11 protein-coding genes and 1 pseudogene are annotated in these 14,312 nt (G+C 40.4%); all 12 read right to left on the bottom strand.

The features are described 5' to 3' along the window. Positions 1-661: 661 nt before the first annotated feature. Positions 662-3,580 (bottom strand): annotated as a pseudogene (locus tag ACSVDJ_RS07140) (PolC-type DNA polymerase III); the annotation flags it as partial. Between the two features lie 124 nt (positions 3,581-3,704). Next, entirely contained in the window at positions 3,705-5,414 is a 1,710-nt protein-coding gene (locus tag ACSVDJ_RS07135; RefSeq protein ID WP_439169193.1) for a proline--tRNA ligase, read from the bottom strand. A gap of 20 nt (positions 5,415-5,434) precedes the next feature. Beyond that, the gene (gene rseP, locus ACSVDJ_RS07130) at positions 5,435-6,694 is read right to left on the bottom strand and encodes an RIP metalloprotease RseP (RefSeq protein ID WP_439169194.1); all 1,260 of its coding nucleotides are present in this window, start codon (positions 6,692-6,694) and stop codon (positions 5,435-5,437) included. Between the two features lie 19 nt (positions 6,695-6,713). After that, positions 6,714-7,856 carry a 1-deoxy-D-xylulose-5-phosphate reductoisomerase gene (dxr, locus tag ACSVDJ_RS07125; protein ID WP_439169195.1) on the bottom strand — a complete coding sequence of 381 codons (1,143 nt, stop codon included), beginning with the start codon at positions 7,854-7,856 and terminating at the stop codon, positions 6,714-6,716. 25 nt (positions 7,857-7,881) lie between these two features. Continuing rightward, on the bottom strand, positions 7,882-8,673 hold the full coding sequence (locus tag ACSVDJ_RS07120; RefSeq protein WP_439169196.1) for a phosphatidate cytidylyltransferase: 792 nt from the start codon (positions 8,671-8,673) through the stop codon (positions 7,882-7,884). A gap of 34 nt (positions 8,674-8,707) precedes the next feature. After that, positions 8,708-9,487, bottom strand: coding sequence for an undecaprenyl pyrophosphate synthase (gene uppS / locus ACSVDJ_RS07115; protein WP_439169198.1), 780 nt, complete (start codon positions 9,485-9,487; stop codon positions 8,708-8,710). A gap of 157 nt (positions 9,488-9,644) precedes the next feature. Next, positions 9,645-10,202 carry a ribosome recycling factor gene (gene frr, locus ACSVDJ_RS07110; RefSeq protein ID WP_439169199.1) on the bottom strand — a complete coding sequence of 186 codons (558 nt, stop codon included), beginning with the start codon at positions 10,200-10,202 and terminating at the stop codon, positions 9,645-9,647. Further along, positions 10,202-10,927, bottom strand: coding sequence for a UMP kinase (gene pyrH, locus ACSVDJ_RS07105; RefSeq protein ID WP_439169200.1), 726 nt, complete (start codon positions 10,925-10,927; stop codon positions 10,202-10,204). The genes frr and pyrH overlap by 1 nt, the downstream gene beginning before the upstream one ends. Before the next feature lie 128 nt (positions 10,928-11,055). Beyond that, positions 11,056-11,937, bottom strand: a complete 882-nt coding sequence (gene tsf, locus ACSVDJ_RS07100) for a translation elongation factor Ts (RefSeq protein ID WP_439169201.1) — start codon at positions 11,935-11,937, stop codon at positions 11,056-11,058. Positions 11,938-12,079: 142 nt separating this feature from the next. After that, entirely contained in the window at positions 12,080-12,811 is a 732-nt protein-coding gene (rpsB, locus tag ACSVDJ_RS07095) for a 30S ribosomal protein S2 (protein WP_094835613.1), read from the bottom strand. A 140-nt stretch (positions 12,812-12,951) separates the two neighbouring features. Continuing rightward, on the bottom strand, positions 12,952-13,428 hold the full coding sequence (locus ACSVDJ_RS07090) for a DUF6115 domain-containing protein (protein ID WP_439169203.1): 477 nt from the start codon (positions 13,426-13,428) through the stop codon (positions 12,952-12,954). Positions 13,429-13,450: 22 nt separating this feature from the next. Further along, complete coding sequence (gene sigD / locus ACSVDJ_RS07085) at positions 13,451-14,245, bottom strand: RNA polymerase sigma-28 factor SigD (protein WP_439169204.1); 795 nt, start codon at positions 14,243-14,245, stop codon at positions 13,451-13,453. Positions 14,246-14,312: the final 67 nt, after the last annotated feature.

Genomic DNA, 14,312 nt, shown 5'->3' with positions numbered 1-14,312 from the left:
TTCAACATTAACGACTTGTGCCCTTCCCTCTGAAATGTTTTATCCTCCGACCTATTGAGTATTCAGTCATCAGCGGCATTTCTTCATCGGTACTACAGCACTACTGCCACTCTCATAAAATGTGTTATAGCAATTTGCCTTTCCACATACCATCGTCATCGAAGTGCAACCTTCTCTATATGTCGAGAGCTTCACACGTTCCACTATTTCTATCTGTACATATTCCCTTAGGCTCCCCCTAAATTCCGCTGAGCTTGATTGTGCCTGTAACACAATATGGATTTTCATAACCAAACGCTTACTCATCCACACTCAGAAGTCCTAACATGGACTCCGTAACATTTCTACTACGTGACATTCACGAAAAGTCAGTCGAGGGTTCGTCCCAGTGATTCTACTGATTCTAACCATAGGAATTTTATAGACACCAGACCTATCATTCACAGAAAGTTAATACCTTCCTTTCCTCGTCTTAAACGTTAGGGTGAACTTCAGCCTGCTTTAACGGGCTTCAAACGATGTTGATGTTTGCAATATCTCCATCGCTTGCCGTAGCTTCAGTGAGTGCGTTTCAGGACGTTACCCCATCATTCCACACTTCGAAATAGCAGTTCTCCTAGCAAATACTAGTGCTTAACCTTTTCAGTTAAGAACGTGTCACACTCAAATCAATATCCGGGACTTTATCCCCTTTAAACCCAAGAAACGTTTCAAATGGGATGTCATGGCCATCTTTTTTATATGGAATTCCGCAAGTTGGACACTCTTTATCAGGTAAGTCAAAACCAGAACCAACGGAACCATCATTAAAGAATTCCGACTGCTTACATTTCGAACAGACATAATGCGGTGGCAATGGATTGACTTCAGTAATTTCCATCATCGTCGCAACGAAGGATGACCCTACCGAACCACGTGAACCAACAAGGTAGCCATCTATCAGTGATTTTTTTACAAGTTTATGTGAAATCAAATAAATAACGGCAAAACCGTGCCCGATAATACTTTTTAACTCTTTTTCTAAACGGGCCTCTACGATGTCTGGAAGTTCCTCTCCGTATATACTGCGCGCCATGTCATAACTCATTTCACGCGTCTCATCATCTGCCCCTTCAATTTTAGGGGTATATAGATCATCCTTAATCGGCTTAATTTCATCTAAACGATCCGCAATTTTATTCGGGTTAACTACGACGACTTCTTTCGCTTTCTCCTTACCTAAAAAACCGAAAGCATCGAGCATTTCATTCGTTGTTCGAAAATGAACATCCGGCAATTGATGGCGGTTGAGCGGATTCGCTCCCCCTTGAGAATTGACTAAAATTTTGCGATGAATCTTATCTGTAGGATTTAAATAATGAACATTTCCTGTAGCACAAACAGGTAGATTCATCTTTTCACCGATCTCGACAATGTTAGAAAGAATGTCTTCAAGTGCATGATCATCACGAACAAGTTCAAGCTCTAGTAAATGCGCATACACTTCTTTCGGATGAATTTCTAAGTAATCGTAAAAAGCCGCTTTTTTCTCCGCTTCTTCGCTTCCTTTTTGCATCATGCTCTCAAATACTTCGCCTTTATCGCAAGCTGAACCGATGATCAAGCCTTCGCGATATTTTTGTAACAACGAACGTGGAATTCGTGGCACACGATAAAAATAATTAATATGAGAAATCGATACTAATTTAAACAAGTTTTTTAAGCCGACATCAGTTTGGGCAAGAATCGTACAATGATAAGGACGCGCTCGCTTGTAAGCATCTCCTTCACCCATATGATCGTTAAATTGATCATGATACGTAATCCCTTTTTCAGCGGCATCTTGAAGCATTTTCAACATTAAATAGCCTGTCGCTTCGGCATCATAAATCGCCCGGTGATGCTGAGTTAATTCGACATCGAATTTCTTAGCTAACGTATTTAAGCGATGGTTTTTCATACTAGGATATAAAAAACGCGCTAATTCTAACGTATCAATGACCGGATTTGTTGCCTTTTCAATGTTGTATCGTTCATAACCAGCTTGCAAGAAGCCCATATCAAAGGAAGCGTTATGAGCGACGAAAATCGCATCCGCTGTCCATTCTTTAAACTTTTGTAATACCTCTTCCACTTCAGGCGCATTTTCCACTAAATCATCGGTAATTCCAGTTAGGTTAATTGTAGTCGCGGATAACGGATGGTGTGGATTGGCAAACGATTCAAAGCGATCAATAATCTCTCCATCCTTAATCTTGACACCCGCTAATTCGATAATCGTGTCATAAACAGCCGATAATCCTGTCGTCTCCACGTCAAAGACGACATACGTTTCATCTGGTAAAAACCGATGAGCGTCATGATAAGCAATCGGTACGCCATCATCAACTAAATTTGCCTCAAGACCGTACAATATTTTAATCCCATTTTTCTTTCCGGCACTGTACGCTTCTGGAAAAGATTGAGCGACGGCATGATCGGTAATCGCGATCGCTTTATGGCCCCATTTACTTGCTTGGGCAACCAGTTCACTTACTGACGTCACGGCATCCATTTGGCTCATTGGTGTATGCAAATGCAGCTCGACTCGCTTTTCATCTTCTGGCGCTAGATCTTGACGAGTAACTGGAGGAATTTCATTAACGTCATTAGCAATCATCACGAGATCTCGAACAAATGTATCATTCTGAACCGTTCCTCGTGCTCTTACCCACATTCCTTTTTTCACTCTGTTGAAAAGAGCCGCATCTTCTTTATCCCGAGAAAACATTTTTACTAGCAAGGAATCGGTGTAATCGGTAATTTTAAAAGTAAGCAATGTTCGACCACTGCGAAGTTCTTTTGTTTCCGCATCAAATACATATCCTTCGATCGCAATCCGGCGCTCTTCATCTTGAATTTCTTCGAGCTTTTTAAATTCAGCATCGTCTTTGATTTTCAATCCAAGCATTAATGGGCCATCAAATTCCTGCCCTTCTTCTTTGGCACTTGCTTCTCGTTTTTGCATATCAACAACCGCTTGCATCGCTCGCTCAGCGTCTTCTTTTTGCTTCGCCTCTAAAAATTGTTGAAAAGCTTCATCTTTTTCTGCTTGACTTACTTCAACATCAAAAGAAAAAGAAGGGAAGCCATAATTTTGATACACCTGGACGACCCAGTCTCCATACTTATTTTTTAATGCCATCCCTTCCGCTTCATTATTGACTGCAACGACAAGCTTATTGCCTTTGATAGCAGGTAATTGCTTCGTTAGTAAAGCAAGCATCGGCGGTGAGATACCTTCTAATTGCTTAATGCATAAGTTCCAATATTGTCCGATCAACACATCGGACACTTCCGGATTTCTTGCTTTCATTGAAAATGTGACTGTCGCAATTTCTTTAAAAGTTTGCGCTAACTGGTTCGCAAACAGCTCTAACACTTGACTAGGAACTATTTGCTCCACTAAAAATGAAAAATGCCATCTTCTCTGTTGGCGCTCAACGGTCAGCTTAGCGATTTCTGCTCCTTCAAAGTGCTTGACGATGGCATCGTCTGTTAAATGTAACTGCTGTAATAGTAATTGAAACCTTTGTCGCTTCCCTTGGGATTCTTCACTCATTTTTACGCCTCCCAACTTTTTATAATCGGCAGAAAAAGGCACCTAAAGCAGGCACCTTTTTCTCTCTTTTACCAAAAACCTCTCGTTTATATCTAGAAGTTTGATAGTAAATTTCATTTATCCATTAAGCTAATGTACCGAACAATTCCTCTAATGTAGCAACTAATTGTTCTTTAGCCACTTCTATCATTTCTCCTGTCACTCGTACCTTTATTTCTACAATTCCTTCTGCTGCCTTTTTACCCACTGTAATTCGAACCGGTAAACCGATTAAATCACTGTCAGCAAATTTAACACCAGGTCGTTCAGCACGATCATCCATCAACACGTCAAAACGTTTTTCACGTAGTGAGCCATACAATTCTTCCGCTAATTCGCGTTGGTGATCATCTTTCATATTAATTGGTACGAGATGCACATCATATGGAGTTAAGGCTTTCGGCCAAACAAAGCCTTGCTCATCATTAAATTGTTCAGCAACGGCAGCTAACGTACGTGATACGCCAATGCCGTAACATCCCATAATCATCGGTTGCGTGCGTCCATTTTCATCCAAATACGTCGCATTCATCGCTTCACTATAGCGAGTGCCTAATTTAAAGACATGACCGACTTCAATTCCTTTTGCAAACTTAATCGTACCTTGTCCATCTGGAGAAGCATCTCCTTCTTGAATAAAGCGAAGATCGGCATATTGATCGACCGCGAAATCTCTTTCTGCGTTCACATTAATATAGTGGAAGCCTTCGTCATTCGCACCACACACCATATTTGTTATCGCTTGTACGGCATGATCGGCGATGACTTTCACATCCCCCTTCACCCCGACAGGGCCAAGAGATCCAATGGAGCAGCCTAAAACTTCATTCACTTCTTCTGGAAGAGCTAGTTCGACTTGCTCAGCATTCAGTAAGTTTTTCAGCTTAATATCATTTACTTCATGATCCCCTCTTGCAAGGATAAGCACGTATTCTTCATCTACTTTAAATAAAAGAGACTTAATACATGTTTCTGCTGAGACATTCAATAAAGCAGAGACATCTTCAATCGTTTTCGCATTAGGCGTAGCGATTTTTTCTTTCTCTTTTTCTGCTTCGCCGCTCTTTTCATACGTTGTCACAACTGGAGCCATTTCGATGTTCGCTGCATAATCGGACTGATCCGAATAAGCAATCGTATCCTCTCCAATGTCGGATAACACCATAAATTCATGTGTGTCTTTACCACCCATCGCTCCAGAGTCGGCAATGACCGCTCGGAAATTCAAGCCACAGCGACGGAACACATTCGAATAAGCCGTAAATAAACGGTCATACACTTCGTCTAGACTTTCCTGAGAAGCATGGAAAGAATAGGCATCCTTCATGACAAACTCTCTTCCACGAAGCAAGCCAAAACGTGGACGCTTTTCATCACGGAATTTTGTTTGAATTTGATACAACGTTAACGGCAAACGCTTGTATGATTTAACTTCATCACGAACTAAGCTAGTGATGACCTCCTCATGAGTCGCTCCTAAAGCAAATTCACGATCATGACGATCTTTTAAACGCATTAATTCTGGACCATACGTGTACCAGCGGCCTGATTCTTGCCACAGCTCTGCTTGTTGTAAAGCAGGCATTAACAGTTCAACTGCTCCAGCAGCGTCCATTTCTTCGCGGACAATTTCTTCCACTTTGCGCAACATTTTTTTGCCGAGCGGTAAATAGCTGTATACCCCGCTCGCATTTTGTCTAATGAATCCAGCTTTTAATAATAGCTGGTGATTTTTCACTTCTGCATCAGCAGGAGTTTCTCTTAATGTAGGAATTAACGTTTGGCTTTGTTTCATGACATACACCTCAAACTATATTATTGTAAAAAGAATCGTTGAATATCATTCCAAGTAACAACGATCATTAACAGCATTAATAATGCAAATCCGACAAAATGGACCATTCCTTCTTTATGGCGATCGATCGGCTTGCCTCGAACTGCTTCTACTAGGAAGAATAACAATCTACCACCATCAAGAGCTGGAAGCGGCAATAAATTCATAATCCCAAGGTTGATGCTTAATAGCCCGGCCCATCTCATTAAATTCATTATACCAGACTCGGCAACGGTCTCTGTAGAAACATAAATTCCAACTGGTCCAGAAAGCATATCGATGGAAAATTGACCTGTCACTAGTTCACCAACCAGTTGAAAGATTTTTATCGTCCATTGGTACGTTTCTTTCGCTCCATAGACAATGGAACCGAAGAAATCTTTTTCAACTGGACTGTAAACACCAATTACACCCATTTCTTTTCCTTCGATTTCACGGACATTTGGTGTTACAGGAACTTGTAGCGTATTTCCATCCCTTTCTACTGTGAAGTCCAGTTCTGATTGCGGATTTTTCTGAATCAAACTGACAATTTCTTCCCAACTTGAAACCCCTTCACCATTGATGCTGATGATTTGGTCTCCCTCGGCTAACCCTGCTTCTTGTGCGGCGCCATCTGCTGTTAATTCGCCTAACTTTGCTTCGTTCGTCGGAATCCCTTGAATCCAAGCGATAATGACAAATAAGAAGAAAGCTAAAATAAAGTTAAACAGCGGTCCAGCAAAAATCGCCATCGACCGTTGCCCAAGTGTTTTTGACGCAAACTGACGATCCCATGGAGAAATTTGTGTTTCCATTCCATCCTCGACAATGACAGCTTCCCGATGAATCGAGAAAGATTTCAATTCCTCTTCTCCATCCTCATAGCCGCGTATAAGTAGCTGATGTTCAAGGTCCGCTTGCTCCACTTCAATCACACGCGCTCTTGGATAACGGTCTTTTCCGTTAACAATAATTTTCACAATTTCCTCTTGCTCATTACAGACGATACCAATTCGATGACCGGCTTTTAAATCGACCATTTCCGGGTCTTCACCAGCCATACGAACATAACCACCTAACGGTAAGAGACGAAGCGTATAAATCGTTTCTCCTTTTTTATGAGCAAATACTTTTGGTCCAAAACCAATCGCAAATTCTCGGCAAAGGATACCCGCTCGTTTGGCAAAAATAAAATGCCCCAATTCATGGAAAAAAACGAGCGCGCCAAATATAACAATAAACGCTATCACTGTGTTCAAATAGATAACCACCTTTTTTTTATAAAAGTGAATGGACGAAATCCCTTGCTTCTTGATCCGTGCGCTGAATCGTTTCTAAATCCGGATGCAAAATTTGCTTATGGTTCTCTAACGAACGCTCCACCAATTCATCGATTTGTAAAAACGAAATCTTGCCAGCAAGAAAAGCGGCGACGGCTGCTTCATTGGCAGCATTTAATACTGTAGGCATCGTTCCGCCAGCCTTACCTGCCTCATAAGCTAACGCTAGCATTCGAAAGCGCTCCATATCCATTTTTTCAAAATGGAGTTTCCCTATTTCTACTAAGTCTAAGCGTTTAGAACCTGGTTGCACGAAACGATCTGGATACGTTAAGGCATATTGAATAGGCACTCGCATATCCGGCGTTCCTAATTGAGCGATCACGGAGCTATCGTGAAATTCGACCATCGAATGAATCATACTTTCACGATGTAAAATAACATCTATTTGCTCATATGGCAAATGAAACAACCAATGAGCTTCAATCACTTCTAGACCTTTATTCATCATCGTCGCCGAATCAATGGTAATTTTGGCTCCCATTGACCAGTTCGGATGGTTGAGTGCCTCTTTCACAGTCACATCTTTCAATTGTTCTCGAGAGCGATCACGAAAGCTCCCTCCAGATGCCGTCAAAATTAAACGCTCAATATTTTTTGATTGCTCACCTTGTAAACATTGAAAAATAGCCGAGTGTTCACTATCGACAGGCAATAAACGGACATGATGCTTTTTAGCAGCTTCCATCACTAAATGCCCCGCCGTCACTAATGTTTCCTTGTTCGCAATTGCAATCGTCTTACCTGCTTCAATCGCTTGCATCGTCGGAAACAAACCGACACTGCCAAGTACAGCATTGACCAATACTTCTGCTTTAGGAAAGACAGCTACTTCCACAAGCCCTTCTTCCCCATACTTAATGTTTAAGAAGGGGAACTCTGCCTGGAGACGCAAAGCGTCGTCTTTTTCCTGAACCGACACTAATTCCGGTTGAAACGCGTGGATGATTTTTCTTGTTTCCTCTATATTTCTCCCAGCAGAAAAAGCAACTAGTGTAAAATCGTCGCTATGATGCTTAATCACATCTAGTGTTTGCTGTCCAATCGAGCCCGTCGCTCCTAATAGACTAATCTTCTTCAAACTCCTTCAACTCCTCAACCAAACTCTAACTAACAATTTGTAAAATGTGGATAAGCGGGAACACAAACAACCAACTATCGACACGATCTAAAATTCCTCCATGCCCAGGTAAAATCGTCCCTGAATCCTTCACACCAAAATGACGTTTTAAAGCTGATTCAACAAGGTCACCCATCTGCCCAAACGCCGACAGCACGACCGTACCGATCAATAGCTGTACTAATGCGATATTCATATCGGCAAAGAAATAAAACAATAAGGCAACAACAACAGCTGAAAGGATACCTCCTAAAGAACCCTCCACTGTTTTTTTCGGGCTAATGTCTGGCCATAATTTGTTCTTTCCGAAAGAACGTCCAATGAAGTAGGCTCCGGAATCGGTTGCCCATGTAATAAATAAAGCAAAGAAGACAAACACGATACCCGCTTCTCTCGTCTCCATAAAATAGTAAAAACCAAACCCGATATATAATACAGAAAGGGTGCAAAAGCTGGCATCTTCAAATGTAAAGCGATTTTTAGACATGACCATGTAGACTAATAACAATAGAACGACAAGCAACATTAGCTGCAATTTGTCATAGCCTGCCTGTTCAATAACACCGCTCATCTTATTAGGAATCAACAGTACAGTCAACATGACTATTGATAAAATGCCTGGTATAGAAGCCAACGGAATCTTTTTCATTTTTAATGCTTCTCCGAGTCCTATGACGGCCATCAAAAAGGCTAGTAGCAAAAATGGCCAACCACCATAAAGGACAATTGGTAAAAAAACGGAGGCAGCAATGACAGCTGTTATAATACGTTGTTTCATTTTATAAACTCCTAACTTTCATCGAAATTCAAATTTATGATTGTAAGCCACCAAATCGACGAGAGCGTCGCTGATAAGCTTCAACGGCTTCTAACAAGTGGTTTTCATTAAAATCCGGCCACAGCACATCAGAAAACCAAAACTCAGTGTACGCGAGCTGCCAAAGCATAAAATTACTCAAGCGTATTTCTCCACTTGTTCTAATCAGCAAGTCTGGGTCGTTTAAATGCTTCGTCATTAAATAGGAGGAAAAGACTTCTTCATTTAAGTCCTCTTCCTTTAGTATACCTTTTTTGGTATCATGCATAATACCTTTCACGGCATCTAATATCTCCGCTCTACTCCCATAGTTCAAAGCAAAGTTTAAAATGAGTCCATCATTATGTTCCGTTTTTTTGCTCGCTTTGTCGACTGCACGTAATGTATGTGCGGGAACTTGCTCTCGATCTCCCATCATCTCTACCCGGACATTTTCCTCAATTAACTCAGGTAAAAATGTGCCGAGAAACTCTTCTGGAAGCTTCATCAAAAAATCCACTTCTAGCTTAGGACGCTTCCAATTTTCCGTCGAAAAAGCATATAAAGTTAACGTTTTTACTCCTAAACGATTAGCTAATCTCGTGATTTTTCTAACGGTTTTCATTCCTTCATGATGACCGGCCACTCTAGGAAGAGCTCTTTTCTTCGCCCACCTTCCATTCCCATCCATAATAATGGCGATATGCTCCGGAATTGACTCTTTTTTGATTTGTTCAATCTTATCTTCAGTATGATGGACTTGATTGCTTCCCCACAACTTCTTTTTGTTGATCATAAAATATCCTCCAAAATGTAACCTCATCAATATAATTAAAAACACTACCTATTATAATACCAAAATCTCTCGATGATTACTTTGTAGAATTTTATGTATTTCATTTTTCTTCGTAAAAACAAGAAAACCCCCTTACAAAGAAGAGGGTTTATAATCGTTAAACTTCCATGATTTCTTTTTCTTTGTCTTTGGCGATTTCATCAATTTTCGTAATAAATTGATCGGTTTGCTTTTGAACATCTTCCGTGTGACCACGTAAAGCATCCTCAGTAATCTCGCCTGCTTTTTCAAGCTTTTTAAAGTCCTCATTGGCATCACGACGAATATTACGAATCCCAACTTTTGCTTCTTCTGCTTCTTTCTTTACTAGCTTTGCTAATTCTTTACGACGCTCTTCTGTTAAAGCAGGGAAAGCAAGACGGATGACAGAGCCATCATTAGACGGTGTTAACCCTAAATCTGATTTTAAAATCGCTTTTTCGATATCGCCTAGCGCTGTTTTATCATAAGGTTGAATAACTAACAGTCTAGCTTCTGGTACTGAAACAGAAGCCAGTTGGTTAATTGGTGTTGGCGCTCCGTAATACTCAACTGTTATGCGATCTAATAGTTGCGCGCTTGCACGCCCCGCACGAATTGAAGATAACTCTCTTGTGAAAGCTTGAATCGCTTTTGTCATTTTATCATTTAATTGTTCCATTACTTTAGTTGGCATTATTCTTTCCCCCTAACAATTGTTCCAATATTATCTCCCATGACCACACGTTTAATATTTCCATCTTCCATTACAGAGAACACGATTAATGGAATGTCGTTATCCATACATAAAGAAGAAGCTGTAGAATCCATAACTGCTAAACCTTCTTTTAACACGTCTAGATAGGAAAGCTCGTTATATTTGACGGCTTCTTTATCAACACGCGGATCCGCAGAATAGACACCGTCTACATTATTTTTCGCCATTAAAATCACTTCTGCTTCAATTTCAGCCGCTCTTAATGCAGCAGTTGTATCTGTAGAGAAGTAAGGGTTTCCTGTACCGGCTGCGAAAATAACAACGCGTTTCTTTTCTAAATGACGAATCGCACGACGACGAATATAAGGTTCGGCCACTTGACGCATTTCAATAGATGTTTGAACACGAGTTTCAATACCTAATTGTTCTAAACTATCTTGTAAAGCCATTGAATTCATAACTGTTGCTAGCATCCCCATGTAATCGGCTGTAGCACGGTCCATGCCCATTTCACTACCGATCTTGCCTCGCCAAATATTTCCGCCACCAACAACAACTGCTACTTCCACATCTAACTCTGCGATTTCTTTCACTTGTTCTGCAATGGATTTAATGACTGTCGGGTTAATACCGAATCCAGCATCTCCTGCCAATGCCTCTCCACTTAACTTTAAGACAACGCGTTTATACTTTGGAACACTCATGTAGACCTCCATATGTAATGGTTTTAATTACGGTTTTACCGAAACTTCTATATGAAATCCCTCACCAACAAGCGGTAAGGGATTTCCAATTTTCCATACATTCTTTCCGATGAAGCAATAGTAAGGAATTATTTTTTTACTTGGCTCATTACTTCTTCAGCAAAGTTATCTTGACGTTTTTCGATTCCTTCACCAACAGCATAACGAACAAGCGCTTTTACTGTTCCACCTTTAGATGCTACGAATTGACCTACTTTTTGGTCAGGGTTTTTAACGAATGCTTGATCGACTAAGCAAATTTCTTCGAAGAATTTGCTGATGCGGCCTTCAACCATTTTCGCAACGATGTTTTCTGGCTTGCCTTCGTTTAATGCTTGTTGAGTTAATACTTCACGCTCACGCTCTACTTCTTCTTGAGATACAGCATCACGTGAAATGTATTTTGGATTTAAAGCAGCTGCATGCATTGCTACGTCTTTCGCTGCTTCTTCATCTGTTGTACCTTCTACAAGTGTTAATACGCCGATACGTCCGCCCATATGAAGGTAAGCACCAAATGCATCATTATCGCCTTTTGCTACTACTTCAAAACGACGTAACGTTAATTTCTCACCAATTTTAGCTACTGCTTCATTGATGTACTCAGCAACTGTTTTACCGTTGCTCATTGCTTGCTCAAGTGCCTCTTCAACAGAAGCTGGTTTGTTTGTTAATAAATGATCGGCTAATTCTTTTACAAGCTGTTGGAAGCCTTCGTTTTTCGCAACGAAATCTGTTTCAGAGTTAACTTCTAAGATGACAGCTTCGTTACCTTCAGCTTTGATGAAAGTTGTACCTTCAGCAGCGATACGATCTGCTTTTTTAGCTGCTTTCGCCATTCCTTTTTCACGAAGGAAGTCAATAGCTTGCTCCATATCCCCGTTTGTTTCTGTTAAAGCTTTTTTACAGTCCATCATGCCTGCGCCTGTTTTTTCACGAAGTTCTTTTACCATTTGTGCAGTAACTGCCATAAGTATTCTTCCTCCTTTAATTGTATGTAACTATCAAATATATGATTAGCACAGAAAAGCTGACTATACAACTTTTCTGGCTTTTTCTCTTTAAAAAAAGGTGATAAGGGACTTTCGTCTTATCACCTTTTCATCAAGACTATTACTCAGCAGTAGCTACTTCTTCAGTCGCAGCAACTTCAACTGTTTCTTCGCCTTGTTTCGCTTCTAAAATCGCATCTGCCATTTTTCCAGTTAAAAGTTTAACTGCGCGAATCGCATCATCGTTCGCTGGAATTACATAATCGATTTCATCCGGATCACAGTTTGTATCAACAATACCTACGATTGGGATGTGTAATTTACGAGCTTCCGCAACCGCAATACGCTCTTTGCGTGGGTCGATGATGAATAACGCATCTGGAAGACCTTTCATATCTCTAATTCCGCCTAAGAATTTCACTAAGCGCTCATGTTCTTTTTTCAATTGAACTACTTCTTTTTTAGGAAGAACTTCGAAAGTTCCATCCTCTTCCATCTTCTCGATGTTTTTCAAACGTTGTACACGTTTTTGAATAGTAGAGAAGTTTGTTAATGTACCACCTAACCAACGTTGGTTAACAAAGTACATACCAGAACGTTCTGCTTCTTCTTTCACAGACTCTTGAGCTTGTTTTTTCGTACCAACGAAAAGAACTTTTCCGCCGTCTTCAGCTAATTCTTTCACGAATTTATAAGCCTCTTCGACTTTACGAACTGTTTTTTGAAGATCGATGATATAGATCCCGTTACGCTCTTGGAAAATGTATTTTTTCATTTTCGGGTTCCAACGGCGTGTTTGGTGTCCGAAGTGCACACCAGCTTCAAGTAATTGTTTCATTGAAATAACTGACATATTTTGTTCCTCCTAATGGTTTGATTTTCCTCCGCTCGCCTCATTTCTGTACAGAAACTGTTATCACAGCACCATCTGTCCAAATCCGCAAGCGTGTGTATTAACACCGTTAGTAACTATAACATATCCTTCTAAAGCAATCAACTATTTTCCCCAATGTTTGAAAATTTCAAGGCTAGCTCTACTTCAGTCTTGCCTTTCTTTAACTTTTTGGCAATCTCTTCAGCAGTAAAGCCTTGTTTATGAAGAAGAGCAATTTCATCCTCAAACGGATTTTCTTTTGCTGAAGGTGTGTGATCACTTGTTGAACTAGCCGCTTTATATCCTTTCACCGCTCTCGCTCGCTGTAAATTTGGGATCAGTCGCTCCTGCTCTTGAACAGGTGACGGCTTCGCTTCGTTTACTGGCGCTTTCTGTGAAAGTTGTTCAATAAATTTCTCATTTTCTTCTTTCATTTCTAACAAATAGGCATCCATCATCCCTTCCATTTCTTGAGTAATTTTTTGTTGTTGATTTTTTAAATCAAACAAGCGGTTTTGTCTCAGAAATAGAAGGATGATGGCAAATAGGGCGACCGCATTTAATATAAGCGAAATCATTATGAAAAGTGTTGTCATGTTTCCTTCTTATCCTCTAGAATCAATTTGTTTTCCTTAATGAAGGCGTTGTTCCATTCACCTTGATCAGCTGGTTTTTTAATTTGAAGATAGCTTTAGAATGAATCTGGGAAATTCTTGATGTCGATAAACTCATCACTTCACCTATTTCAGTAAGGGTTAGTTCCTCATGATAAAACAAACTCAGCACCATTTGCTCTTTTGCTGTTAGTTTAGAAATTTCTTGCACTAACTCTTGAATGAGCTCTCCCTTCACTACTTCCTCTTCAGGTGAGATCGTTTTCTCATCCTTTAGGATAAACCCTTTGGCATCAGAATGATCCGAATCTTGTACGTGTTCATCCATGGAAAGCACATTGGCAAATAAGTGTTCCGTCATCGTTTGATGGATTTCACCTTCACTTAAATCGAGCTGCTCCGCTACTTCAACCGCTGTGACGCGACGCAAATATGTTTGTTCCATCTCCTCGATCTTCGCTTCGATCTTTTTCGCTTTTTCTCTCGTACCGCGCGGCAACCAATCTTCTTTTCTTAGACCATCTAATATCGCACCGCGAATTCGGAAGGAAGCATATGTGTCAAATTTTAAATCCCTAGATGGATCAAACTTAGTTAACGCATCTAATAACCCCATTAAGGCTAAGCTTTTGATATCTTCCTTATTGACGCTCCGTGGCAAGTTCGCCGAAATTCGCTGCGAATGAAAAGAAACCAAAGGCATATACTTTTCCACAAGCAAATTTCCTGCCTGGCTATCATGATCCTTTAACCAAGCATCCCATAACTTTTCTTCTTCATTAACGTTCATTCTAGACATTTTCTATCTCTCCTCCTCGGGGTAACCTCGTCGAGAAGTTTATTTCTACATGATTTATTCTAGCTTC

Origin of the sequence: Bacillus sp. Hm123, assembly GCF_051842975.2 — a bacterium.
Taxonomy (GTDB): Bacteria; Bacillota; Bacilli; order Bacillales; family Domibacillaceae; genus Bacillus_CE.
This window is presented reverse-complemented; position numbering and strand designations above follow the sequence as displayed.

Coding starts and splice junctions, on each gene's coding strand:
- ACSVDJ_RS07135 (WP_439169193.1), bottom strand. CDS start 5,414: ATGAAACAAAGCCAAACGTTAATTCCTACATTAAGAGAAACTCCTGCT.
- ACSVDJ_RS07120 (WP_439169196.1), bottom strand. CDS start 8,673: ATGAAACAACGTATTATAACAGCTGTCATTGCTGCCTCCGTTTTTTTA.
- uppS (WP_439169198.1), bottom strand. CDS start 9,487: ATGATCAACAAAAAGAAGTTGTGGGGAAGCAATCAAGTCCATCATACT.
- frr (WP_439169199.1), bottom strand. CDS start 10,202: ATGCCAACTAAAGTAATGGAACAATTAAATGATAAAATGACAAAAGCG.
- pyrH (WP_439169200.1), bottom strand. CDS start 10,927: ATGAGTGTTCCAAAGTATAAACGCGTTGTCTTAAAGTTAAGTGGAGAG.
- tsf (WP_439169201.1), bottom strand. CDS start 11,937: ATGGCAGTTACTGCACAAATGGTAAAAGAACTTCGTGAAAAAACAGGC.
- rpsB (WP_094835613.1), bottom strand. CDS start 12,811: ATGTCAGTTATTTCAATGAAACAATTACTTGAAGCTGGTGTGCACTTC.
- ACSVDJ_RS07090 (WP_439169203.1), bottom strand. CDS start 13,428: ATGACAACACTTTTCATAATGATTTCGCTTATATTAAATGCGGTCGCC.
- sigD (WP_439169204.1), bottom strand. CDS start 14,245: ATGTCTAGAATGAACGTTAATGAAGAAGAAAAGTTATGGGATGCTTGG.